The sequence below is a fragment of the Buttiauxella sp. B2 genome, assembly GCF_006376615.1.
In the GTDB taxonomy this organism is placed as follows: Bacteria; Pseudomonadota; Gammaproteobacteria; order Enterobacterales; family Enterobacteriaceae; genus Buttiauxella.
The window spans coordinates 67,480-91,934 of record NZ_VEXQ01000013.1 but is presented as its reverse complement, the minus strand read 5'-3'; the positions used below and the strand labels follow the sequence as shown (position 1 = coordinate 91,934).

Sequence of the window (24,455 nt, the reverse complement as noted above, 5' to 3'; positions counted from 1 at the left end):
CACGGCCTGATTCTCCTTTCTTCCGCCAAAGGCGAAAGAGGAAATCTCTCAAAGTTATTGGTACTTTTTAGTACGCCGCGTTGGCAACGCATCTGCTGGCGAATCCGGCCAGACGTGCTTTGGATAACGTCCTTTCATCTCTTTTTGCACTTCCCGATACGCACCATTCCAGAAAGCGGTTAAATCACGCGTTATCTGCAAGGGGCGCTGTGCCGGGGAGAGCAGTTCCAGAACCAGTGGTACACGCCCTTCGGCAATGACCGGCGTTCGCGCTTCACCAAACATTTCCTGCATACGAACAGCAAGAACGGGCGGATTTTCATCATCATAGCGGATCGCAATCTGGCTTCCAGTCGGCACAGTGTAATGAGTTGGCAGCGCACTATCCAGACGAACGCGTGCGTTCCAGTCGAGTAGATTCTGTAACGCTCTTGTGACATCAATGTTTTTTAGCGCGCGCAACGAGTGTACACCATGCAGTTCAGGTAATAACCAACGGTCTAAATTGCGCAGCAGGGAATCATCCGAAACATCGGGCCAATTCAGTTCCGGTAGCCATTTTGCCGCACAGGCCAGCCGCAGGCGGAATTGCTGCGCCTGGGGCGACCAGTTCAACACCGCCAGACCTTTATCACGAATACCGTTGAGCATCGCCTGATGCAGCTCGTCTTCAGATGGTTTTGCCAAAGGCTGGACTTTCAAGACCAATCTGCCAATCTGCGTGCGACGAAACGCTTTGAGTGTACCCTGCGTTTCATCCCATTCCACAGAATCGCTTTGCGTCAGCAGCGCCGGACATTGAGCCACCAGCACATCAATTTCCACAGGAATAGCCTGCAATATTCGCGCATCCGGCGTATTGCTGCCCTGCAATAATAGAGGCGCTAATAGCCATTCGTAGCGCGTTAATGGGTCGTCCTGATTAAGCATCGCACCCATGCCATTGGCTAATTGATAGCGACCATCCTGGCCACGACGCCGCGCGATTCGATCGGGAAAGGCTTGCGCTAACAATGGGGCGACAAGCGAAGAATCGGCTTCGCCACCGCGACTATTAAGCCGCTTAAGTAACTGAGAGCTGCGCTGTTGCCAGTTATTCTGGCGTCGGCTAAATGCGTTGCGTAAATCGCCATCCTGTTCACGCGGCGGTTCTTCAAGAATCGCCACCAGGCGTGCTGCTGTCGCCTGTTCATCCGCTGTTTTGGCCGCAACTAACATGGCTGCAAAGCGAGGATCGTTACCAAGGTTCGCCATTTTCTGGCCAATAGGCGTAAGACGGTTTTGCTCATCAAGCGCATTGAGTTGACTTAACAAACTGCGTGCTGCCGCAAGATTGACGGCAGAAGGCATATCAAGCCAGGTCAGTTCAGTCGGATCGTTGCAGCCCCATTGCAGTAAATCGAGCAGCAAACCAGACAGATCACTTTGCAGAATCTCCGGCTCGCTTTGTATAGCCGCTCGTTCTGCCTGTTCTGCGCTGGTTAAGTGCAAACAAATTCCCGGTTCCAGACGGCCTGCTCGCCCTGCACGCTGGATCATTGACGCCTGGCTAATGCGCTGGGTGATGAGCCGCGTCAATCCGGTGCGAGCATCAAAGCGAGCCGCTCGCTCTTGCGCTGTATCCACCACCAGACGAATTCCTTCAATGGTAAGGCTGGTTTCGGCAATGTTTGTCGCCAGCACTACTTTGCGCATACCGTTCGCCGCTGGCAGAATCGCTTTACGTTGTTCACTTAAAGGCAATGCTCCATATAATGGGCAAAGCTGAATATCGCTTGCCACGCGCTCTTGCAATTGCTGCTGAACACGCTGAATTTCCCCGACACCAGGCAAAAATAGCAGCAGTGATCCCGACTCTTCGCGCAGCAGGTTTGCCACCGCTATCGCAACCGCTTCATCAAAGCGTTGGTGAGTGGAAAGCGTGCTGTAGCGGCGATCTACGGGGAATGCTCGCCCTTCGGAACTGATAACCGGCGCATCGGGCAAACACTGCTGAAGACGCGAATTATCAAGTGTTGCCGACATAATTAGCAATTTGAGATCGTCACGCAAACCTTGCTGCACATCGAGTAACAGTGCTAATGCCAGATCGGCTTGCAGGCTACGTTCGTGGAATTCATCGAGGATCACCAACGCCACGCCTTCAAGTTCCGGATCGTGCTGAATCATGCGCGTCAGGATCCCTTCGGTCACCACTTCAAGTTGTGTATTTGGTCCGACACAGGTTTCAGCGCGCATCCGATAACCAACCGTCTCACCCGGTTTTTCACCCAGTAATTCGGCAAGCCGTTGCGCCACATTACGCGCAGCCAGGCGACGCGGCTCCAAAAGCAGAATGCGGCCGCCCAAGTTCGCCTGCTGTAATATCTGCAACGGCAACCAGGTCGATTTACCTGCACCAGTCGGCGCGCTCAGTAAAACCTGCGGCGCATTTTGCAAGGCATTAAGAATATCGGGTAGCACTGCGGCGACCGGTAATGACGGCACGAACGGCTCCAAAAGGGTATTATCAAAAGTTCGCTATTGTAGCATCACGCCAATCTATACTCGTTAGCATTCGAGTTGCAGGTAAGCGGCAAGCTCAGAAATCTCCAGGAGCTTACTTTAGTAAGTGGCTGGGGTGAGTGAGTGCAGCCAACACCCCTGCAGCTTGAAGGATGACGGGTATATAACCGAGAGACCCGACCATGGCCGATACTCGCCGTCTGTTTTTTGCCCTCGAATTACCTGAAGAAATGCAAAAGCAGATTATCCAGTGGCGCGCCACACAGTTTCCGGAAGACGCCGGACGCCCGGTAACCGCTGCAAACCTACACCTGACACTCGCTTTTTTAGGTGATATCAGCGCTGAAAAACAAAAAGCGCTCAGCCAACTTGCCGGACGGATACGCCAAAGCGGTTTTACCCTGACGCTGGATGATGCTGGGCAGTGGTTGCGCTCAAACGTGGTGTGGATTGGCCCTCGCCATGCTCCTTTGGGCCTGATACAACTGGCGAATATGTTACGTGCTCAGGCGGCCCGTAGCGGCTGTTACCAAAGCCCGCAGCCGTTTCATCCGCACATTACGCTGTATCGCAACACGCCGCACGCAGTCTCTATCCCTCAGCCAAATTTTCGTTGGCAATACAACGTTGATGAGTTCGTGCTGTATGAATCTATTTTCAGGCAGGGACGAACGCGCTACGAGGCGCTACAACGTTGGTCATTAAGTAATAAGGAAGAGTGAATGGAATTTACCCCGCAGCTCATGCAGGCCACGCTAATCAAACGCTATAAACGCTTTCTGGCTGATGTCGTTACTCCTTCAGGCGAAGAATTGACGCTCCATTGCCCAAATACGGGGGCGATGACCGGTTGTGCAACACCTGGCGATACCGTTTGGTATTCCACGTCAGATAATCCTACCCGCAAATATCCCCACACCTGGGAAATAACTCAGACACAAAATGGGGAGTTTATTTGCGTTAATACGTTGCGTGCCAATACGGTAGTCAAGGAAGCATTAAACGCAGAAAGCATTGCAGAATTAATTGGTTACACAACAATAAAAAGTGAAGTGAAATACGGCACAGAACGCAGCCGGATTGATTTTATGTTGCAGGCAGATTGCAAGGTTAACTGCTATATTGAAGTGAAATCAGTCACGTTATCACAACAAGGATGTGGATATTTCCCGGATGCCGTCAGCCTGCGAGGGCAGAAGCATCTGAGAGAATTGATGAACGTGGTAATGCAGGGCGAACGCGCCGTGTTGCTGTTTGCAGTATTGCATTCCGCTATCACCCAGGTTTCCCCGGCACGCCACATCGACGCAAAATATGCGCAATTATTAGTCGAGGCGCAACAGTGTGGAGTAGAGATTATTGCCTATAAGGCAGAACTTTCTGCACAAGGGCTTACTCTAATTTCGCCGTTGCCAGTCTGTTTATAATTTTTTAATAAAGAGCTGTTAACGTCTGTCTGTTTTGTGTGCTGGCGGTTCGCGTAAATACGCTTTTCTTCACAGGCTTGTCAAGAGAGGAATTTATATAATTGCCATCCTGAAAAGCATCTGCTATTTATAGCGGCCTGATTTTCCCCCTACCAGGGGACCGATAGTGCGTGTTAAGGAGAAACAACATGCAAGAAGGGCAAAAGCGTAAAACATCGTCCCTGAGTATCCTCGCCATCGCTGGGGTGGAGCCATATCAGGAGAAAGCGGGCGAAGAGTATATGAACGAAGCCCAGCTGTCGCACTTCAAGCTTATTCTTGAAGCCTGGCGTAGCCAACTTATGGATGAAGTTGATCGCACAGTAACGCATATGCAGGATGAAGCAGCTAACTTCCCGGATCCGGTAGACCGTGCAGCCCAGGAAGAAGAATTCAGCCTCGAACTGCGTAACCGTGACAGGGAACGTAAACTGATCAAGAAAATCGAGAAGACCCTCAAGAAAGTTGAAGACGAAGATTTCGGCTTCTGCGAATCCTGTGGTGTTGAAATCGGCATCCGCCGCCTCGAAGCTCGCCCGACAGCTGATCTATGCATTGACTGCAAAACGTTGGCAGAAATTCGCGAAAAACAAATGGCCGGCTAACGGCTCGCAATTTCAGAATATTCATAATGGCGGGAGTCTCTCCCGCCTTATTCATTTCTGGCCTGCCGCAACACATATGAACACATCTCAATATATTGGGCGTTTTGCCCCCTCGCCTTCAGGTGAACTCCATTTTGGTTCGCTCATTGCCGCACTCGGCAGTTATCTACAAGCACGTTCGCAACAAGGCCAATGGCTGGTGCGCATTGAAGATATCGATCCTCCGCGAGAAGTTCCAGGTGCAGCCACCACCATATTGCAGCAGTTAGAACATTACGGGCTGCACTGGGATGGTGAAGTTCTATGGCAATCCCAACGACACGAAGCCTATCGCGAAGCCCTTTCCTTCCTGCAACAGCAAGGGTTAAGTTATTACTGCACTTGTACCCGCAGTCGTATTCAGCAAATCGGTGGTTTCTATGATGGCCATTGCCGCGACTTAAACCATGGGCCAAATAATGCAGCACTGCGTTTCGTACAGCACCAGCCAGTATTAAGTTTTGAAGATAAGCTGCACGGTAAACTAATTGCCGACGAACAACTGGCGCGTGAAGATTTTATCATTCATCGCCGTGACGGGTTATTTGCCTATAATCTTGCTGTAGTGGTGGACGATAATTTCCAGGGCGTAAGCGAAATAGTACGTGGTGCGGATTTAATTGAGCCTACAGTTCGACAAATTTCGCTATATCAACAATTTGGCTGGACGGTGCCTGATTACGTTCATTTGCCGTTGGTGCTCAATGAGAATGGTGCCAAGTTATCCAAGCAGAATCACGCACCAGCCCTACCACAAGGCGATCCGCGCCCAGTTATTCATGCTGCGCTGGTATTTTTGAATCAACCTGAAATTTTCCATTGGCAAGATTTAACGCTAAGTGAGTTGCTCTCTCAGGCGGTGCAAAATTGGTCACTGAATACCGTTGTGTCCAGCTCGTCGTGAATAGGTCGTTCTCAAATGCCACACACTGAGCTATGATTAGCCGCTGTTTTTTTTGTCCTTATGATTGACACTGCCGAGGTGTACTATTTTTACCCGAGTCGCTAATTTTTGCCGCAAGGTGCTTAACCGCGATGATGTCGTGGTCGAGGAGAATGAAGATCTCCCGCTAATCACGGTAATTCCGCGTGACCAGCACGCTCTGTCCCGCAAAGATATCAGTGAAAATGCCCTCAAGGTGCTCTATCGTCTGAACAAAGCGGGCTATGAGGCTTACCTCGTGGGTGGCGGTGTGCGTGACCTGTTGCTCGGCAAACGGCCAAAAGACTTTGATGTCACAACCAGCGCCACGCCGGATCAGGTACGCAAACTGTTCCGCAACTGCCGCCTGGTTGGCCGCCGCTTCCGTCTGGCACATGTCATGTTTGGACCGGAAATCATCGAGGTCGCCACTTTCCGTGGTCACCACGAAGAGCAAACATCTGATAAACAGACTTCGCAAACAGGCCAGAACGGCATGCTGCTTCGCGATAATATCTTTGGTTCTATCGAAGAAGATGCTCAGCGTCGCGATTTCACTATCAACAGCCTCTATTACAGCGTGGCTGATTTCTCCGTTCGCGATTATGTCGGTGGCCTGCGTGATTTACGCAATGGTGTTATCCGCTTAATTGGCGATCCTGAAACGCGCTACCGTGAAGACCCAGTGCGCATGCTGCGTGCCGTGCGATTTGCCGCCAAGCTGAATATGACGATTAGCCCGGAAACAGGCGAGCCGATTCCGCGTTTAGCTACCTTGATTAACGACGTGCCACCTGCCCGTTTGTTTGAAGAATCATTGAAACTTCTGCAAGCTGGTCACGGTTACCCTACGTACGAATTACTGCGCGAATATCAGCTGTTCCAGCCGTTATTCCCGACCATCACTCGTTACTTTACCGAGCAGGGTGACAGCCCAATGGAGCGCATGATCGCTCTGGTGCTGAAGAATACCGATAACCGCATTCAAAACGATATGCGCGTTAACCCGGCCTTCTTGTTCTCCGCCATATTCTGGTATCCGCAACTGGAGATGGCTCAAAAGCTGACTCAGGAAAGCGGCCTTGCCTATATGGACGCCTTCGCTCTGGCGATGAACGAAGTGCTGGATGAAGCCTGTCGTGCCCTGGCTATTCCAAAACGTATTACCACGCTGGTACGTGATATCTGGGGCTTGCAGCTTCGTCTGTCACGCCGTCAGGGTAAACGCGCCTGGAAGCTGATGGAACATCCTAAGTTCCGCGCAGCTTACGACCTGCTGGCATTGCGTGCTGAAGTGGAAAATAACCAGGAGTTACTGCGCCTGACTAAATGGTGGGGTGAGTTCCAGGTTGCCGCTCCACCTGCGCAAAAAGATATGCTCGATGTTTTAGGTGATGAACCCACCGTACGCCGCCGCCATCGCCGTCCGCGTAAACGTGCACCGCGTAGCGGAGGAAATGCATGACACTGGCGTATATCGCCCTTGGCAGCAACCAGGCCGTCCCGCTTGAGCAAGTGACTCATGCGTTGGACGCCATTGCAACCATCCCGCAAAGCCGGGTGGTTGCAACCTCTTCGTACTACCGCACTCCACCGCTCGGCCCGCAAGACCAACCTGATTATCTTAATGCCGCCGTGGTACTGGAAACGGAACTGTCTCCTGAAGCTTTACTGGCCCATACTCAACGTATTGAGTTAGAACATGGCCGTGTACGCAAAGCTGAACGTTGGGGGCCGCGCACGCTGGATCTCGACATTATGCTTTTCGGTAATCTAACCGTTACAACGCCAACACTTACCGTGCCGCATTACGATATGAGAAACCGCGCGTTTATGTTGGTTCCTTTGTTGGAAGTTGCGCCTGATTGCGCATTCCCGGATGGCCAGCAGGTAGCTGAAGTGTTGAAAACGCTCTCCCAGGATGGGATTACGCTCTGGTAATCACGGACGTATTCATTTTGTTATACCCGATAGGTTTCGAGTTGTAGGAAGGCGGCAAACTCAGGAATCCTCAGGAGCTTACTTAAGTAAGTGACTGGGTGAGTGAGTACAACCAACGCGCCTACAGCTTGAAAGATGAAGGGTATGCCTCACCCTTTATTCTCAGGGACTGCCATGAAACCAATCACCATGTCTCAGTTGCGCCAATGGAAACAGGCTCAACGCAAATTCGCAACCATCACAGCTTATGATTTCAGCTTCGCAAAACTGTTTGCCGATGAAGGCATCGGTGTGATGCTGGTTGGCGATTCATTAGGGATGACCGTTCAGGGCCATGACTCCACATTGCCTGTCACAGTAGAAGATATTGCCTACCATACGCGTGCTGTTCGCCGTGGTGCGCCAAATTGTTTGCTGCTGGCCGACTTACCTTTCATGGCGTATGCCACACCAGAGCAGGCGTTTGCTAATTCAGCCATCGTTATGCGCGCTGGGGCCAATATGGTCAAAATTGAAGGTGGCCGCTGGCTGGTAGAAACCGTCAAAATGCTGACCGAACGCGCCGTACCGGTATGTGGCCATTTGGGTCTGACGCCACAATCCGTGAACATCTTCGGCGGGTACAAAATCCAGGGCCGCGATGAGGCCACTGCACAAACATTGTTTGATGATGCCGTGGCACTCGAAGCCGCAGGCGCACAGTTGCTGGTACTGGAATGCGTGCCGGTTGCGCTGGCAAAACGCATTACTGATGCCTTGACCATTCCGGTTATCGGTATTGGTGCAGGCAGTGTCACTGATGGTCAGATTCTGGTGATGCACGATGCATTCGGTATCACCGGTGGTCATATTCCAAAATTTGCGAAAAACTTCCTCGCTGGAGCCGGAGACATGCGTGCTGCGGTTCGCCAGTACGCCGCCGAAGTTGAATCCGGTACCTACCCAGGTGAAGAACACAGTTTCCACTGACAGGAGAAGGGTTGTGTTGATTATCGAAACGATACCGCTGTTACGTCAGCAAATCCGCCGCTGGCGCCAGGAAGGTAAACGCATTGCGTTGGTGCCGACGATGGGTAACCTGCACGACGGCCATATGAAGCTGGTCGACGATGCAAAGAGCCGCGCCGATATAGTGATAACCACTATTTTTGTTAATCCGATGCAGTTTGACCGCCCGGATGATTTAGCCCGCTACCCGCGCACCTTGCAGGAAGATTGTGAAAAGTTAAATCGCCGCAAAGTAGATTTAGTCTTTGCTCCAGCCCCAGCAGATATTTACCCAAAAGGTCTGGAATCACAGACATTCGTCGAAGTCCCTGGACTTTCGACTATGCTCGAAGGCGCAAGCCGTCCTGGCCATTTCAGGGGGGTTTCCACCATTGTCAGCAAGCTGTTTAACATGGTGCAACCTGACATCGCCTGCTTTGGTGAGAAAGACTTCCAGCAACTCGCCGTTATTCGCAAGATGGTTGCGGATATGGGCTATGACATAGAAATTATTGGCGTGCCAACTGTTCGCGCCAAAGACGGCCTGGCGCTGAGTTCACGCAATGGTTATCTGAGTGCTGAACAGCGCAAAATTGCACCTGGCCTGCATAAAGTGATGCAGTCCCTGGCGGATAAACTTCGCGCGGGTGAACGTGATACCGAAGAGATGCTGGCGATTGCAGCAACTGAGCTCAATGAAAAAGGTTTCCGCTCAGACGACCTGCAAATCCGCGATGCCGATACACTCCTGGAGTTGGGTGTTGAGAGCAAACGTGCGGTTGTCTTAATGGCCGCCTGGCTTGGACAAGCACGTTTGATTGATAATGTTCAGGTAGAGCTGGCGCAGTAGACAGCCTGGCGAAATCGGGCAATACTGCCCGACTAACTTCCGGCGGCAAACTCAATGTTTACCGCTATGTAACTCAATAGTGACGAAGGTTTAAGCTATGATACGCACCATGCTGCAAGGCAAACTTCACCGTGTCAAAGTGACTCAGGCGGATTTGCACTATGAAGGTTCCTGCGCCATCGATCAGGACTTCCTTGAAGCGGCTGGCATTCTGGAATATGAAGCCATTGATATCTATAACGTCACCAACGGTAAGCGTTTCTCAACCTACGCAATCGCTGGCGAACGTGGTTCCAAAATCATTTCGGTTAACGGTGCCGCCGCGCATTGTGCCGATGTGGGTGACATCCTGATCATCGCCACTTACGTTACTATGCCAGACGAGCAAGCGCGTAGCTGGCAGCCCAAAGTGGCCTATTTCGATGGCGACAACGAAATGAAACGCCTGGCGAAAGCCGTGCCAGTTCAGGTTGCCTGACCTCCAAATGCTAATTAAAAGGCCTGCTTTGTTAAGCAGGCCTTTTTTATCTTATGATTTCGGCTGGTTGGTGATAAGCCGCGACATGGCCTCCAGTGAATCGGTTCGCAAGATATAAAGCCGTTTTAGCAAAAACGGATTGTCTCCTGGTTTCACTTTTCCGCGCACCGTCGTCACCGCCATATGGAACCCCGCTTCATTCGCCGCTTTCAGCGCATTATTGTTATAGCCACCAAACGGATAAGAAAGGTATAAGACATGCGGATTAAACTGTGCCAGAGCGCGTCTTGAGTGTTCAAAATCTAACAGCACGTTATGGTAGCTGCGGCTTAAAAGAATCGGCTGGCGGTTGGCATCAACACGATGCAAGAAATGGGTATGGGACTGAATATCAAACACATCCTGGGTGGCCTCTAATTCCGAAATACTCATAAATTGCAGCGCCTTCGGATTCCAGGTTTGCGGATGAGCTTTAATTCGCGATGAAATAATAAATGACGTCGCCTTGAAGCCATATTCTTTAAGAATCGGGTAAGCGTAGCGATAAACCGATTTCAGCCCATCATCAAAGGTAATCACCACCGATCGCGCGGGCAGGTTCATACGGTTGCGCACGTAGCCTTCGAGCTGGTACATCGTCAGCGTGGTGTAACCCATATCGCGCAACCAAGTCATTTGGTTGCTGAATGCCACCACCGATGTAGTGGTCGATGTATGACGGAAACGGGTGTTTTCTTCATCACGTAAAATATGATGGTAGGTTAGAACCGGAATGCCATTGTCCTGCTGCGCATCAAGGCTGCTGACATATCCGAGGCGGTTACCAATACGGATTTGAAACCAGGTTTGGTTTAAGCGGTCTTTCAGGCTGGCAATAATAGGATAGCGAATATTGTCGGCCAGAGTCCCAAATGGAGCGCTGCCATTGTCGGGTGCGTTATATACGGCGACATCACGAAAAGTGACCAGGTTTTGGTTACTCAGCGGTTTATTCAGGTCACCCAGACGGTCTTCTACTCGCTGTTTTCCCGCAACGGGTTGTAGATGTGTTTTATCAATAAAACCGGTACCAAATCCAAAATTAAATTCGTAATAATCTGCCGCCATTGGCACGACCGCCAGAATTTGACCTTCTTGAATAGTGCCGACAGAAATGACTTTATCCCCCACCTGCGCCCAGATATCAGCATCTTCAGTGGTTTGCATATATTGCGCGGGAGTGTGATTGCTACTGAGCAGGCTAGCATTAGCGCTACTGCCACAAATCAGCATGATTACGGCAAAGATAAGGCGAGTTAGCATAACGTATTTGATGGCACTAAATGCCTCAATGGCGAGAATAGGGCCTTATTCTAACAAAAGCCCGTCCAATACCAACCTTTCAAATCAATATTGGTGGAGTAATACAAACGGCGGATTTTTTTGCTGCTGATGCCAAAGGCTGGTGATGTCATCCCCACCCTGTTCAACAATACGTTCGCGGAATTCTTCACTGGTCAGCGTTTCGCGCTGAGCACGCATGGCGAACAAAACAGGCAACGTAACGCCTGAGATGACTTCGCAGTGAGGATGTTGGTGACTGATTAATGCGGCTGTACGGTAAGGTGCGGCCCCGGTTTTATCCGTCAGAAAGACGACACCATCTCCGGAATCACAATTGTAGAGTGCATCACACATCATGCGGCTCAACATGTTGGTGCTAAGCCCCTTCCAGAAATTCACAGCACAACATTGCTGTTGCGGCCCAAAACGTCGCTCAATAGCATCCAGCATATCCTGAGCATAGTAGTCATGACCGGCAATAACCCAACCTAACATGGCGTTCTCCTTTTCGCAGAGCGCAAGTGTGCCAGAGGGAAAAGTCAGCAATGTGATGCTAATCAATTGTGGGTAAGAAAGTTCTCAATTTGCCTCCCCTTTCGGGGAGGGGCTCAAGAATTAACTACGCAGACCGCGCCCGCGTTGAATCAGATACCAGCACAAGATATAGAATGCGGCTATAAAGCCGACCAGCACCGTAATGGTGAATAGCAGCGGTACGTCGTTGATACCGAGGAAACCGTAACGGAATCCACTGATCATATACACCACCGGGTTAAGGTGGGACAGCGCCTTCCAGAACGGCGGCAAAAGCGCCAGAGAGTAGAACACGCCACCTAAATAGGTCAGCGGAGTCAGCACGAAGGTAGGGATCAGGCTAATGTCGTCAAAGGTTTTCGCAAACACCGCGTTCAACAAACCTGCGAGCGAGAACAAAATTGCCGTCAGCAGCAGTGTAAACGCGACAAAGACCCAGGAGTGAACCTGGAATGGCACGAAGAACAATGAAACGGCAGTAACCAAAATCCCCACGCACAAGCCACGCGCAACACCACCGCCAACATAACCGGCAATAATGATATGCGTTGGCACTGGCGCTACCAGCAGCTCTTCAATGTTACGCTGGAATTTTGCGCTAAAAAACGAGGATGCGACGTTAGCGTAAGAGTTGGTAATCACCGCCATCATAATCAGCCCGGGCACAATGAATTGCATGTAGGTAAAGCCATGCATTGAGCCAATCTGTGAGCCAATCAAATTACCGAAAATAATAAAGTACAGGGTCATGGTGATGACCGGCGGTACCAGCGTTTGGATCCAGATACGGGTGAAACGGTGGATTTCTTTGGTCCAGATACTTTTTAACGCCACCCAATAGAGATGCATCATGCCTGGTCTCCTTTTGCGCCGTTAACCAGCGTGACGAACAGCTCTTCAAGACGGTTTGCTTTGTTACGCATGCTTAACACCTGAACACCTTGAGAACTCAACTGACTGAATACGCTGTTTATTCCCTGCTCGCGCAGCACTTCAACTTCCAGAGTCGAGGTATCAACCAGGCGATACTGGTAACCATCAAGCTGTGGCAGCGGGCTTTTCGGCGCTAAGTCGAGGATAAAAGTTTCTGACTTCAGTTTGGAGAGCAATGATTTCATTGACGTATTTTCGACTAACTCGCCATTTTGAATGATACCGATGTTACGACACAGCATCTCTGCTTCTTCAAGATAGTGAGTAGTCAAAATGATGGTGGTGCCTTTGTCGTTCAGATCCTTCAGGAAGCCCCACATTGAACGACGCAGCTCAATATCCACACCTGCAGTAGGCTCATCAAGGATAAGCAATTTTGGCTCATGCATTAAGGCACGAGCAATCATCAAACGGCGCTTCATGCCACCGGACAACATACGAGCACGTTCGTTGCGTTTTTCCCACAAATCGAGCTGTTTCAGGTACTTTTCGCTACGAGCGATAGCTTCATCACGTTCAACGCCGTAGTAACCCGCCTGATGAACAACAATCTGTTGCACCGTCTCAAATGGGTTGAAGTTAAATTCTTGCGGAACGAGGCCAAGCTGGCGTTTAGCGTTAACAACGTCTTTTTCCAGGTCGTAACCAAATACGCGTACCCGACCGGAGGTTTTATTTACCAACGAACTGATAATACCGATAGTGGTGGATTTGCCTGCGCCGTTAGGCCCCAGGAGAGCATAAAAGTCCCCTGCTTCAACACGAAGATCTATGCCGCGCAGCGCCTGAACACCGCCTGCATAGGTTTTCGTTAATTGTTCCAGTTCTAATGCAATTGTCATGGATATACGGTTACCTTGTCCGGTGCAAAAAAGTTAAGCTGTTTTAAAATTTATCCAGTTCCCCTATATTACCCCAACGCACTTCCTCCGTTACAGGTTGTTAACCTCCATGAAAGACATTGATACCCTCATCAGCAATAACCAGGTCTGGTCAAAACTGATGGAGGATGAAGATCCGGGCTTTTTTGAGCGTTTGTCTCAGGCTCAAAAACCGCGCTTCCTGTGGATTGGCTGTTCCGATAGCCGCGTGCCTGCAGAGCGGCTGACTGGCCTTGAGCCTGGCGAATTGTTTGTTCACCGTAATGTGGCAAACCTGGTCATTCATACGGATTTGAATTGCCTTTCTGTTGTGCAGTACGCGGTAGATGTTCTTGAAGTTGAACACATTATCATCTGCGGTCACTACGGATGCGGTGGTGTACAAGCGGCGGTTGAGAATCCAGATTTAGGGCTTATCAACAACTGGCTGCTGCACATCCGCGATATCTGGTTCAAGCATAGTTCGCTACTGGGAGAACTCCCACCGGAACAGCGCCTGGATACACTTTGCGAGCTCAATGTAATGGAACAGGTTTATAACCTCGGCCATTCAACCATTATGCAGTCAGCGTGGAAACGCGGACAAAAAGTCACTGTACACGGTTGGGCTTATGGTATTCACGATGGTCGCCTACGCAATTTGGAAGTGACAGCCACCAGCCGCGAATCGCTGGAGCAGGGTTACCGTAGCGGGATTTCGAATCTCAAACAGTCCCACCGCAGTCACAAGAATAGAACACCTTCACAGTAAGACAGATAGCAAAAAGGGCCTTAAAGGCCCTTTTCTTATTCGTCCAGCAGAACAACTTTACCGACGTAAGGTAGATGGCGATAACGCTGAGCGTAATCAATGCCGTAACCCACCACAAACTCGTCAGGAATAGCGAAACCAACCCACTCAACGTTCACGCTTACTTCACGACGCTCTGGTTTATCCAGCAGCGTGCAAATAGCCAGTGACTTAGGTTCACGCAGGCTAAGAATTTCGCGCACTTTGCTCAGAGTATTACCGGAGTCGATAATATCTTCGACGATCAGCACGTCTTTGCCGCGAATATCTTCATCAAGGTCTTTGAGGATTTTCACATCACGGGTGGTGGACATGCCGCTGCCATAACTGGATGCGGTCATAAAATCGACTTCATGGGGCACTTGCACTTCACGACACAAGTCAGCCATGAACATAAATGAGCCCCGCAGCAAGCCAACCAGCACCATATCACTACCGCTATCACGATAATGTTCAGTGATCTCACGACCCAACTCAGCGATACGGGCTTTGATCTCCGCTTCGGGGATCATCACTTCAACAGTATGTTTCATATTTATAACCACATGATTTAAAACAAATTATTTAATGAAGGTTAACTTTCAGCCGACAAGAAATATTCAGGCCAGCAGTATAACAGCAAAACACATTCGCATCCGCTATCTGTAAAAAAGCCATTTATGTGATGAATGTCACACTTGTTAATAACTATAATGAATTGCTATCAAACTTTTAAGAGCGTGATAATTGTGAAAACAAATAACTCAGGTTCGCGAGTCATCGCAACCTTAACAGCCCTTTTTGCGGTACTGACTGGGCTGTATTTACTTATTGGCGGGATATGGTTAGTGGCAATTGGTGGGTCCTGGTACTACCCAATTGCAGGGGTGGTGATGTTAATCACCGCATGGTTACTTTGGCAACGCAAAGCTCTGGCACTGTGGATTTACGCCGCATTACTGCTTTGCACCGTGGCATGGGGCGTGTGGGAAGTCGGTTTCGATTTCTGGGCGCTGACACCGCGTTTAGATGTTTTGTTCTTTTTCGGCGTATGGCTACTGCTACCGTTTGTTTATCGCCACCTTATTGTACCGTCTGCGGGTGCAACTCCTGCTCTGGGTGCCGTGCTTGCGATTACCGTCGTTGCACTGGCCTGGGCGGTATTTAACGATCCTCAGGAAATCAACGGTACGCTTAGTGCTGATGCGCAAACACCTGCGGTGGCAAGCTCCACCATTCCTGATGCCGACTGGCCTGCTTATGGTCGTAATCAAGAAGGACAGCGCTACTCTCCTTTAAAACAGATCAACGATAAAAACGTTAGTCAGCTTAAAGAAGCGTGGACTTTCCAGACCGGTGATGTAAAGCGCCCAACCGATCCGGGTGAAATCACTAACGAAGTCACACCGATTAAAATCCGCGATACGCTTTACCTGTGTACCGCGCACCAACAGTTATTTGCACTGGATGCGGCAACCGGTAAACAAAAGTGGAAATTCGATCCGCGTCTTGATACCAACCCGTCGTTCCAGCATGTCACCTGTCGTGGTGTTTCTTACCACGAAGCGACTGCTGATAACGCAAGTCCGGATGTGGTTTCCGACTGCCCGCGTCGAATCATCCTTCCAGTGAATGATGGCCGCCTGTTTGCTATTAATGCCGATAACGGTCAGCTCTGCGAAAGCTTTGCTAACAAAGGCATTCTGAATCTGCAAACCAGCATGCCAGTGACTACACCGGGCATGTATGAGCCAACCTCACCGCCAATTATCACTAATAAAGTGATCGTAATTGCCGGTGCGGTAACGGATAACTATTCCACTCGCGAGCCTTCTGGCGTTATTCGTGGTTTTGATGTGAACAGCGGTAAACTGCTGTGGGCATTCGATCCGGGTGCAAAAGATCCCAACGCTATTCCGGGTGATGAGCATCATTACACCCTTAACTCGCCGAACTCCTGGGCGCCAGCCGCCTACGATGCGAAGCTAGATATGGTGTATCTGCCGATGGGTGTGACCACTCCTGATATTTGGGGCGGTAATCGCACACCGGAACAAGAGCGTTATGCCAGCAGCATTGTGGCGTTGAACGCAACTACCGGGAAACTGGCCTGGTCTTATCAAACGGTTCACCATGACCTGTGGGATATGGACATGCCGTCGCAGCCAACACTTGCCGATATTAGCGATAAGAACGGCAACATGATTCCGGTTATCTACGCGCCTGCGAAAACCGGTAACATCTTTGTGCTCGACCGTCGTGACGGCAAACTGGTGGTTCCGGCTCCGGAAAAACCGGTTCCACAAGGTGCAGCAAAAGGCGACTACGTGACGCCAACTCAGCCATTCTCGGAGTTAAGTTTCCGTCCGAAGAAAGACCTGAGCGGTGCGGATATGTGGGGCGCGACTCTCTATGACCAGATGGTATGCCGCATTATTTTCCACAAACTGCGTTATGAAGGCATTTTCACGCCGCCGTCTGAACAAGGCACGCTGGTGTTCCCGGGCAACCTGGGGATGTTTGAGTGGGGTGGGATTTCTGTCGATCCTAACCGCCAGGTAGCAATTGCTAACCCGATGGCGCTGCCGTTCGTGTCTAAGCTAATGCCACGCGGCCCAGGCAACCCGATGGAGCCGCCGAAAGATGCCAAAGGTTCAGGTACTGAAACCGGTATTCAGCCGCAGTACGGCGTGCCGTATGGCGTTACGCTCAATCCATTCCTCTCTCCGTTTGGTTTACCTTGTAAGCAACCTGCGTGGGGCTACATTTCTGCGGTAGATTTGAAAACTAACGAAGTGGTCTGGAAAAAACGTATCGGTACTGTGCGTGATAGCTCACCGCTCCCACTGCCGTTTAAAATGGGGATGCCAATGCTGGGTGGCCCAATTTCTACCGCAGGGAATGTGTTGTTTATCGGTGCGACCGCAGATAATTACCTGCGTGCTTATAACATGAGCAACGGTGAGAAACTGTGGGAAGCGCGTCTGCCAGCCGGCGGACAGGCAACGCCAATGACTTATGAAGTGAATGGTAAACAGTACGTCGTGATTTCTGCGGGCGGCCACGGCTCCTTCGGAACCAAAATGGGCGATTACATTGTCGCTTATGCTTTACCGGACGACGCTAAGTAAAAATAATGACGGGTGGCGCTTGCGTCACCCGTATTTTTTTAAGCCACGGTAAATCCGAGCATCATGCCGGTATCTTCGTGTTCCAGCAGATGGCAATGCGCCATGTACGCTTGATCCTTCGATGCTACATGATCAAAACGCACCAACACTTCACTACGTCCACCTTCGACACGAACGGTATCTTTCCAACCCTGCCGATGCGCGGCAACAGGCTGGCCATTTTCACTCAGGATGCGGAATTGCGTGCCATGAATATGGAACGGGTGCAGCATCATGTCGCCTTCACCGGAAATCGTCCATTTCTCGTATTTGCCTTTCTCGGCGGCAAAAGCTGGCGTGTTCATATCAAACGCTTTGCCGTTAATCTTGTTGGCATTGTGGAAGTCAAAGCCTGAGCTCTGTTTACCATGGTTCATGTTGTCATGATTCATACTGCCATGATTCATTTTGCCATGGTCCATATTGCCCATCTGGCCATGCCCACCCATGCCCGCCATCGCCTGCTGGCCATATTTGTCCATCAGTGCCTGCATCCCCATCATGTCCAGCATGGGGTCCATCATCAGTTGCAGCCAACGCTCGGTGAGCCCCTCAAGGCTTGGTAATGCCGGAACGGTAACCAATTTATCAGGCAGCTCGCCCGATGCCTGAATGGTCAATGGTTGGATATGCACCACGGGTTGTGGTTTATCAAAAGGCGCAATGGTCATGCCCATTTGCTTCACGGGCAGTGTGACAATATCAAATGCCTTACCGTCACGCGTATCCACCAGCACTTCGAAACGCTCACCCATCAACATGGATAGCTCGGTGACTTTTACTGGTTCGGACAACAAGCCACCATCACTTGCAATAACATACAGTGGACGGTTGTCGCTTGCCGCAATATTGAGCGAGCGAGCATTGCAGCCGTTCAGCAAGCGCAAGCGTAACCAACCGCGCGGGTTGGCGTGTTGCGGATACACCGCGCCGTTACACAACAAAGTGTCGCCAAACCAGCCTACGGCGGCACTCATAACATCTAATTGGTAATCAATTTGCCCATCGGCACCAAAACGCTTGTCCTGAATAATCAGCGGTACATCGTCGATGCCCCATTGTTTTGGTAAACGCAGTGCGCGGCTTTCGTTATCGTCAATTAATACCAGTCCTGCAAGACCCATTGCGACCTGATGACCTGTTTTGCCATGCTGATGCGGGTGGAACCAGCAGGTTGCCGCACGTTGTTGCGGGGTAAATTTCACCGTACGCTTGCCACCGGCGGTAATCACACCTTGTGGTCCGCCGTCGACATCTCCCGGCACTTCTAAACCGTGCCAGTGAACCGTGGTCTCTTCAGGCAGACGATTATTAATCTCAACGGTGACTTCTTCGCCCTGCATAAGTTGCAAAGCAGGCCCCAGCAAATTGCCGTTATAACCCCAAGTGGTGGCAGTTTTTCCATTGAATGTACTTTTACCCGCTTGCACGGTTAAACGAATACTATTCTTTGCATCAGGGGAGAGAATTCCGGGGATCGGTAATGCGGGCCTTTGAGCCGCCAGTGCAGTCTTACTCCAGAGCGGCAGTGCACTGAAAGCACCAATGGCAGCAGAATATTTCAGAAAATCACGGCGATGCATATTCAATTCCTTTAGGTTGCAGGCGTGCCATTAAGCATAAACCCTGCCCTTACGGGAAGGTCAAGTTTAGAGCAACGAATAAATCTCGTCGTGCCACATTTAACTGTGTTAACGTTTCGTATCTAATAAAAAGTGGTAGATGTGATGAAGATGGGAGTTAGGGCATTATTGCTGGGGTTGTTACTGGTTTTTTCCACTAGCAGTCAGGCACTTAGCGAATCTGAAGCAGAAGATATGGCCGATCTTACTGCGGTATTTGTATTCCTGAAAAATGATTGTGGCTACCAAAACCTACCTAACGGACAAATTCGTCGCGCTCTGGTCTTTTTTGCCCAGCAAAACCAGTGGGATTTGAGCAATTACGACACCTTCAATATGAAAGCGCTCGGCGAAGATAGCTATCGCGATCTTAGCGGTATTGCCATTCCGACAGCAAACAAATGTAAATCCCTTGCCCGGGACTCGTTAAGCTTGCTCGCCTACGTGAAATAGCCCGTCTTCTTAAGCCGTTATGCTGCAAATCGTGTCGTCCCAAGAGTCCTCAACCAGGCTTTTGGGACATCGCATTGAAGATGCAGTTATCGGTTCTGAGCGATAAATTCCCGGTAAGCGTTAATGACGAGCATAAAGTCTTCAACGCCGCAGAATGATAAACTCTCTTCGTCGTAGTAGTTCATCCCTTCTTCCATTTCATCACCTGAAATTTCCAGTTGATTGGCGCGGATCATCACTTCTTCACCATCGAGCCACAGTGTGTATTCGTGTCCGGTACGTTGCCACTGGCGCTCGCTGCCCTTAACTGAATTTACCGCTTCTTCTACTTCATCGAGCAAGGCAAGATTGCCTTTTACTTCTTCGTTAAACCAATGGCCCACCACTTCGTGGCCCATTGACATACGCACTTTCACCAATCCGGTGACGTCACGCAAAAATTCATATTCCATGGTGTTTTCCTCTACCCGGCCTGGGGAAATACAGTACCCCTTAGCTATAAGATAATTATCGCAGCAAAGCCGGCGAAAAACAGCGCGTAAGCCCGTGTGAAGCAAATAAAAAGGGAGGCCGAAGCCTCCCTTGTCGCAGATTGGGTAAATGTTATACCGCAGTCTGGAAGATCACTCCGTCGGCTTTCTCGGTGTACTGAGAAAGTTTGTCGAAGTTCAGATAACGGTAGGTATCAACCGCTGTCTTATCAACCTGCGCCATAAAGGTCTGGTATTCGTCAGGCGTTGGCAGTTTGCCCAGCAGTGAAGCCACTGCTGCGAGTTCTGCGGAGGCCAGGAAGACGTTAGCGCCAGTACCTAAACGGTTAGGGAAGTTACGCGTAGAGGTTGAAACCACGGTTGAACCGTCGGCCACACGCGCCTGGTTACCCATGCACAGTGAACAGCCAGGGATTTCGATACGCGCACCGCTCTTACCAAACACGCTGTAGTAGCCTTCTTCAGTCAACTGAGCGGCATCCATACGCGTTGGTGGAGCAACCCACAGACGAGTTGGCAACTGACCCTTGTGGCTATCCAACAGTTTACCCGCCGCACGGAAGTGGCCGATGTTGGTCATGCAAGAACCGATGAATACTTCATCAATCTTCTCACCAGCCACATCAGACAACAGACGAGCATCGTCAGGATCGTTTGGCGCACACAGGATTGGCTCTTTGATATCGTTCAGATCGATTTCAATGATCTCTGCGTATTCCGCATCGGCATCCGCTTCGAGCAACTGAGGATCGGCCAACCATTTTTCCATGCCCTGAATACGGCGCTCAAGCGTACGACGATCGCCGTAACCTTCTGCGATCATCCACTTCAGCAGCACGATGTTGGAGCTCAGATACTCTTCGATCGGTTCGCGATCTAACTTAATCGTACAACCCGCAGCAGAACGCTCAGCGGAAGCATCGGTCAGTTCAAATGCCTGCTCAACTTTAAGCGTTGGTAGACCTTCAATTTCCAGGATACGACCAGAGAAGATGTTTTTCTTACCTTTCTTCTCAACCGTTAGCAGGCCTTGCTTAATAGCGTACAGTGGGATGGCATGAACCAAGTCACGCAGGGTAATCCCCGGCTGCATTTTACCTTTGAAGCGCACCAACACAGACTCAGGCATATCCAGTGGCATAACGCCAGTTGCTGCAGCAAACGCCACCAGACCAGAACCCGCCGGGAAGGAAATACCGATTGGGAAACGGGTATGAGAGTCACCGCCAGTACCAACGGTATCAGGCAACAGCATACGGTTGAGCCAGGAGTGAATAACACCATCACCAGGACGCAGCGACACACCACCACGGTTCATGATGAAGTCAGGCAACGTGTGATGCGTGTTCACATCAATCGGCTTAGGATACGCGGCAGTGTGGCAGAAGGACTGCATAACCAAATCAGCCGAGAAGCCCAGGCACGCCAGGTCTTTCAGTTCATCACGGGTCATTGGCCCAGTGGTGTCCTGAGAACCAACTGACGTCATTTTTGGTTCGCAATATTGGTCAGGGCGAATGCCTTCAACACCGCAGGCGCGGCCAACCATTTTTTGCGCCAGCGAATAGCCACGGCTACTTTCCGCAACATCCTTCGCCTGCACGAACACTTCACTGTGTGGTAGACCCAAAGCTTCACGCGCTTTAGTCGTCAAGCCACGACCGATGATCAACGGAATACGTCCACCGGCACGAACTTCGTCCAGCAGCACATCCGTTTTCAGTTCGAAATTAGCGATTAATTCGTTGGTTTCGTGGTTACGCACTTCACCTTTATATGGGTAGATGTCGATAACATCACCCATGTTCAGGTCGTTTACGTCAACTTCGATTGGCAGCGCACCGGCATCTTCCATGGTGTTAAAGAAGATTGGCGCAATTTTGCCGCCGAGCACCACACCACCGCCACGCTTGTTCGGCACGTTCGGGATGTCGTCGCCCATGAACCACAGCACGGAGTTAGTAGCAGATTTACGTGAAGAACCGGTACCCACTACATCGCCAACATAGGCCAGAGGGAAACCTTTCTTGTTTAACGCCTCGATCTGTTTGATCGGGCCGACGCTTCCAGGTTGATCCGGCTCGATACCTTCACGAGCATTTTTCAGCATCGCCAGGGCGTGCAGAGGGATATCCGGGCGTGACCAGGCATCAGGTGCTGGAGACAGGTCATCGGTGTTAGTTTCACCAGTGACTTTAAATACGGTAACCGTAATTTTCTCAGCCAGTTTAGGACGAGACAGGAACCACTCGGCGTCAGCCCAGGATTTCAGAACCTGCTGCGCGTGAATGTTCCCGGCTTTTGCTTTCTCTTCCACATCGTAGAAGTTATCGAACATCAGCAGCGTATGAGACAACGCTTTGGCTGCAATCGGTGCCAGCTTTTCGTTATCCAGCGCGTCAATCAACGGATGAATGTTGTAGCCACCTTGCATGGTGCCAAGCAGTTCTACAGCTTTCTCAGGGGAGATTAACGGGGAAGTGGCATCACCTTTAGTGATGGCAGCCAGAAAACCAGCTTTAACATAGGCGGCTTCATCAACGCCTGGCGGAACACGATTGGTAATAAGATCTAAAAGGAATTCTTCTTCACCCGCTGGCGGGGTTTTCAGCAGCTCGACCAGTGCGGCCATTTGGGATGCTTCTAAAGGTTTTGGAACAATCCCATCTGCAGCACGTTCGGCTACGTGCTTACGGTATTCTTCTAGCACGACGGTTCTCCTCGCTCTCATTGTCATTTCGGTTCCGGCTATTCTCTTCACGCTCCTGTGAGACAGCAGTTGTAGGGTAAATGCCCGGTTCCGCGTCGGCAGCATAGCAGGATTTTCAGGGGGTGTTAATGTGTTTACAAAAAAGCAACATTAAATACTTGCTGAATCGTTAAGGGCAAAATATTACTTTTCGATATGACCTTCGAGCCTCTTTTTGGGTGTTAACAAGTCGGCTTTTTTCGCCTTATTTTCGAGATTTTTACCCTATAAATGCAAAATGGGCTGATGTTAAAAAACCATCAGCCCTCAAGTAAATTTCGTACTAACTAGCCGTAAAAAACGTATTAAAGCTTCTCACCATTCGACTCAATCACCTTCTGATACCAGGCAAAGGATTTCTTCTGGCTGCGGTTCAACGTTCCATTACCTTCGTTATCTTTATCTACGTAGATAAAGCCGTATCGTTTTTTCATCTCGCCGGTGCCCGCAGAAACCAGGTCGATACATCCCCACGGGGTGTAACCCATCAGGTCGACGCCGTCCTCAACCACTGCTTTTTTCATTTCGGCGATATGTGCAGACATATAGTCGATACGGTACTGATCATCCACCACACCATCGCTTCCCTGTACATCAATCGCACCAAAGCCGTTTTCAACGATAAACAACGGCAGCTGGTAATGATCCCAGAACCAGTTCAGTGAGTAGCGAAGCCCGACCGGATCAATCTGCCAACCCCAGTCCGATTTCTGGACATACGGGTTAGAAACGAGGCTTTTAGATTCATCGTAATCGAGCTGCGGGTTATCGTCCGTGGCTTTGGTGGCAAACGACATATAGTAGCTAAAGCCAATGTAATCGACACAACCCTGCTCAAGTGCCGCGATATCTTCACGAGTAATATCTAGCTCGAAGCCACGGCGTTCAAAGTAATTCAGCAGATGCTGAGGATATTTGCCGCGCACGTGAACATCGGTAAACCAGTAACGGCGATGCATGGCATTCATCGCCATCATCATATCGTTAGGCGCACAGCTCAGCGGGTAGATTGGACACATTGCGATCATGCAACCTACCAGCAGATCTGGATTGATCTCTCGTGCTGCGCGAACCGCCAGTGCGCTGGCGACCAGCTCGTAGTGTGCGGCCTGGAACATCACCGGCTCGCGATCTTCGCCTGCTTCGTACTTAAGACCAGAGTTGGTAAACGGTGCAAAGTCCTCATGGAAGTTAGCCTGGTTGTTGATCTCGTTAAAGGTCATCCAGTACTTCACTTTATGCTGATAACGAGTGAAGACCACTTTGGCAAAACGTACGAAGAAATCGATAAGCTTACGATTGCGCCAGCCGCCGTACTCGGTTACCAGATGGTAAGGCATCTCGAAGTGCGACAGAGTAATGACCGGCTCGATACCGTACTTGAGGCACTCGTCGAACAGGTCATCGTAAAATTGCAGACCCGCTTCATTTGGTTCCAGCTCATCCCCTAGCGGAAAGATGCGCGTCCAGGCGATGGATGTGCGGAAACATTTAAAGTCCATTTCAGCAAACAATTTGATGTCTTCTTTATAGCGATGATAGAAATCTATCGCCTCATGGTTCGGGTAGTTTTTCCCCGGCAGCACGCCGTCAGTAATTTCACGTGGAACGCCATGAGCGCCAGCGGTCATCACATCGGCAACGCTAATCCCCTTACCACCTTCTTTCCAGCCGCCTTCCAACTGATGAGCTGCAACCGCTCCGCCCCACAGAAACCCATCTTTAAATCCGGACATA

The 24,455-nt window shown here is 50.4% G+C and carries 21 protein-coding genes and 1 pseudogene; 12 read left to right on the top strand and 10 right to left on the bottom strand.

The window, feature by feature from the left end; genetic code table 11:
- Positions 1-54: 54 nt before the first annotated feature.
- Entirely contained in the window at positions 55-2,487 is a 2,433-nt protein-coding gene (gene hrpB, locus FH968_RS15215; RefSeq protein WP_139880968.1) for an ATP-dependent helicase HrpB, read from the bottom strand.
- A 200-nt stretch (positions 2,488-2,687) separates the two neighbouring features.
- Here hrpB and thpR point away from each other — a divergent pair, with 200 nt between their 5' ends.
- From thpR to panD, 9 genes and pseudogenes are all read left to right on the top strand, one after another.
- A complete protein-coding gene (gene thpR, locus FH968_RS15210) occupies positions 2,688-3,227 on the top strand; it encodes an RNA 2',3'-cyclic phosphodiesterase (protein WP_139880966.1) in 540 nt (179 codons plus the stop codon).
- Positions 3,228-3,932, top strand: coding sequence for a DNA/RNA nuclease SfsA (gene sfsA, locus FH968_RS15205; protein ID WP_139880964.1), 705 nt, complete (start codon positions 3,228-3,230; stop codon positions 3,930-3,932).
- A gap of 188 nt (positions 3,933-4,120) precedes the next feature.
- The gene (gene dksA / locus FH968_RS15200) at positions 4,121-4,576 is read left to right on the top strand and encodes an RNA polymerase-binding protein DksA (RefSeq protein ID WP_034460885.1); all 456 of its coding nucleotides are present in this window, start codon (positions 4,121-4,123) and stop codon (positions 4,574-4,576) included.
- Positions 4,577-4,652: 76 nt separating this feature from the next.
- Positions 4,653-5,548 (top strand): annotated as a pseudogene (gene gluQRS / locus FH968_RS15195) (tRNA glutamyl-Q(34) synthetase GluQRS).
- 56 nt (positions 5,549-5,604) lie between these two features.
- Entirely contained in the window at positions 5,605-7,002 is a 1,398-nt protein-coding gene (gene pcnB, locus FH968_RS15190; protein WP_223271328.1) for a polynucleotide adenylyltransferase PcnB, read from the top strand.
- A complete protein-coding gene (gene folK / locus FH968_RS15185; RefSeq protein ID WP_139880957.1) occupies positions 6,999-7,478 on the top strand; it encodes a 2-amino-4-hydroxy-6-hydroxymethyldihydropteridine diphosphokinase in 480 nt (159 codons plus the stop codon). The genes pcnB and folK overlap by 4 nt, the downstream gene beginning before the upstream one ends.
- Positions 7,479-7,652: 174 nt before the next feature.
- Positions 7,653-8,447: a 3-methyl-2-oxobutanoate hydroxymethyltransferase gene (panB, locus tag FH968_RS15180; RefSeq protein WP_139880954.1), complete on the top strand. Its 795-nt coding sequence runs from the start codon at positions 7,653-7,655 to the stop codon at positions 8,445-8,447.
- A gap of 13 nt (positions 8,448-8,460) precedes the next feature.
- Positions 8,461-9,315, top strand: a complete 855-nt coding sequence (gene panC, locus FH968_RS15175; protein WP_139880951.1) for a pantoate--beta-alanine ligase — start codon at positions 8,461-8,463, stop codon at positions 9,313-9,315.
- Between the two features lie 97 nt (positions 9,316-9,412).
- The gene (gene panD, locus FH968_RS15170) at positions 9,413-9,793 is read left to right on the top strand and encodes an aspartate 1-decarboxylase (RefSeq protein WP_034493438.1); all 381 of its coding nucleotides are present in this window, start codon (positions 9,413-9,415) and stop codon (positions 9,791-9,793) included.
- A gap of 51 nt (positions 9,794-9,844) precedes the next feature.
- Here panD and FH968_RS15165 read toward each other — a convergent pair whose 3' ends face one another.
- From FH968_RS15165 to FH968_RS15150, 4 genes are all read right to left on the bottom strand, one after another.
- Positions 9,845-11,095 carry a polysaccharide deacetylase family protein gene (locus FH968_RS15165; RefSeq protein ID WP_139880948.1) on the bottom strand — a complete coding sequence of 417 codons (1,251 nt, stop codon included), beginning with the start codon at positions 11,093-11,095 and terminating at the stop codon, positions 9,845-9,847.
- Positions 11,096-11,179: 84 nt separating this feature from the next.
- The gene (locus tag FH968_RS15160) at positions 11,180-11,611 is read right to left on the bottom strand and encodes a PTS sugar transporter subunit IIA (protein ID WP_139880945.1); all 432 of its coding nucleotides are present in this window, start codon (positions 11,609-11,611) and stop codon (positions 11,180-11,182) included.
- Positions 11,612-11,731: 120 nt separating this feature from the next.
- Complete coding sequence (locus FH968_RS15155; protein ID WP_139880942.1) at positions 11,732-12,502, bottom strand: ABC transporter permease; 771 nt, start codon at positions 12,500-12,502, stop codon at positions 11,732-11,734.
- On the bottom strand, positions 12,499-13,425 hold the full coding sequence (locus FH968_RS15150; RefSeq protein WP_139880939.1) for an ABC transporter ATP-binding protein: 927 nt from the start codon (positions 13,423-13,425) through the stop codon (positions 12,499-12,501). Before FH968_RS15150 ends, FH968_RS15155 begins: the two co-directional genes overlap by 4 nt.
- 109 nt (positions 13,426-13,534) lie before the next feature.
- Between FH968_RS15150 and can the strand changes: the two genes are divergently transcribed.
- Positions 13,535-14,215, top strand: a complete 681-nt coding sequence (gene can / locus FH968_RS15145) for a carbonate dehydratase (RefSeq protein WP_139880936.1) — start codon at positions 13,535-13,537, stop codon at positions 14,213-14,215.
- A 35-nt stretch (positions 14,216-14,250) separates the two neighbouring features.
- On the opposite strand, the gene hpt is transcribed toward can, so the two are convergent.
- Positions 14,251-14,787: a hypoxanthine phosphoribosyltransferase gene (gene hpt / locus FH968_RS15140; RefSeq protein ID WP_189389148.1), complete on the bottom strand. Its 537-nt coding sequence runs from the start codon at positions 14,785-14,787 to the stop codon at positions 14,251-14,253.
- A 159-nt stretch (positions 14,788-14,946) separates the two neighbouring features.
- Between hpt and FH968_RS15135 the strand changes: the two genes are divergently transcribed.
- Positions 14,947-17,364 (top strand): glucose/quinate/shikimate family membrane-bound PQQ-dependent dehydrogenase, encoded by a 2,418-nt coding sequence (locus tag FH968_RS15135; RefSeq protein ID WP_370451512.1) that lies wholly within the window; start codon positions 14,947-14,949, stop codon positions 17,362-17,364.
- A gap of 38 nt (positions 17,365-17,402) precedes the next feature.
- Here the strand turns inward: FH968_RS15135 and cueO are convergent, their stop codons facing one another.
- Positions 17,403-18,986: a multicopper oxidase CueO gene (cueO, locus tag FH968_RS15130; protein ID WP_139880930.1), complete on the bottom strand. Its 1,584-nt coding sequence runs from the start codon at positions 18,984-18,986 to the stop codon at positions 17,403-17,405.
- A 144-nt stretch (positions 18,987-19,130) separates the two neighbouring features.
- Between cueO and FH968_RS15125 the strand changes: the two genes are divergently transcribed.
- Entirely contained in the window at positions 19,131-19,478 is a 348-nt protein-coding gene (locus FH968_RS15125; RefSeq protein ID WP_139880927.1) for a YacC family pilotin-like protein, read from the top strand.
- Positions 19,479-19,564: 86 nt separating this feature from the next.
- Here FH968_RS15125 and yacL read toward each other — a convergent pair whose 3' ends face one another.
- The 3 genes from yacL to FH968_RS15110 form a co-directional block, all read right to left on the bottom strand.
- Entirely contained in the window at positions 19,565-19,930 is a 366-nt protein-coding gene (yacL, locus tag FH968_RS15120) for a protein YacL (RefSeq protein WP_139880924.1), read from the bottom strand.
- Between the two features lie 151 nt (positions 19,931-20,081).
- Positions 20,082-22,679 (bottom strand): bifunctional aconitate hydratase 2/2-methylisocitrate dehydratase, encoded by a 2,598-nt coding sequence (acnB, locus tag FH968_RS15115; protein WP_139880921.1) that lies wholly within the window; start codon positions 22,677-22,679, stop codon positions 20,082-20,084.
- Between the two features lie 344 nt (positions 22,680-23,023).
- Complete coding sequence (locus tag FH968_RS15110) at positions 23,024-24,454, bottom strand: 6-phospho-beta-glucosidase (protein ID WP_139880918.1); 1,431 nt, start codon at positions 24,452-24,454, stop codon at positions 23,024-23,026.
- Position 24,455: the final 1 nt, after the last annotated feature.

Coding starts and splice junctions, on each gene's coding strand:
- cueO (WP_139880930.1), bottom strand. CDS start 18,986: ATGCATCGCCGTGATTTTCTGAAATATTCTGCTGCCATTGGTGCTTTC.
- FH968_RS15165 (WP_139880948.1), bottom strand. CDS start 11,095: ATGCTAACTCGCCTTATCTTTGCCGTAATCATGCTGATTTGTGGCAGT.
- FH968_RS15160 (WP_139880945.1), bottom strand. CDS start 11,611: ATGTTAGGTTGGGTTATTGCCGGTCATGACTACTATGCTCAGGATATG.
- yacL (WP_139880924.1), bottom strand. CDS start 19,930: ATGGAATATGAATTTTTGCGTGACGTCACCGGATTGGTGAAAGTGCGT.
- panD (WP_034493438.1), top strand. CDS start 9,413: ATGATACGCACCATGCTGCAAGGCAAACTTCACCGTGTCAAAGTGACT.
- FH968_RS15150 (WP_139880939.1), bottom strand. CDS start 13,425: ATGACAATTGCATTAGAACTGGAACAATTAACGAAAACCTATGCAGGC.
- hpt (WP_189389148.1), bottom strand. CDS start 14,787: ATGAAACATACTGTTGAAGTGATGATCCCCGAAGCGGAGATCAAAGCC.
- panB (WP_139880954.1), top strand. CDS start 7,653: ATGAAACCAATCACCATGTCTCAGTTGCGCCAATGGAAACAGGCTCAA.
- FH968_RS15110 (WP_139880918.1), bottom strand. CDS start 24,454: ATGTCCGGATTTAAAGATGGGTTTCTGTGGGGCGGAGCGGTTGCAGCT.
- thpR (WP_139880966.1), top strand. CDS start 2,688: ATGGCCGATACTCGCCGTCTGTTTTTTGCCCTCGAATTACCTGAAGAA.
- FH968_RS15155 (WP_139880942.1), bottom strand. CDS start 12,502: ATGATGCATCTCTATTGGGTGGCGTTAAAAAGTATCTGGACCAAAGAA.
- sfsA (WP_139880964.1), top strand. CDS start 3,228: ATGGAATTTACCCCGCAGCTCATGCAGGCCACGCTAATCAAACGCTAT.
- FH968_RS15135 (WP_370451512.1), top strand. CDS start 14,947: ATGAATTGCTATCAAACTTTTAAGAGCGTGATAATTGTGAAAACAAAT.
- FH968_RS15125 (WP_139880927.1), top strand. CDS start 19,131: ATGAAGATGGGAGTTAGGGCATTATTGCTGGGGTTGTTACTGGTTTTT.
- folK (WP_139880957.1), top strand. CDS start 6,999: ATGACACTGGCGTATATCGCCCTTGGCAGCAACCAGGCCGTCCCGCTT.
- dksA (WP_034460885.1), top strand. CDS start 4,121: ATGCAAGAAGGGCAAAAGCGTAAAACATCGTCCCTGAGTATCCTCGCC.
- can (WP_139880936.1), top strand. CDS start 13,535: ATGAAAGACATTGATACCCTCATCAGCAATAACCAGGTCTGGTCAAAA.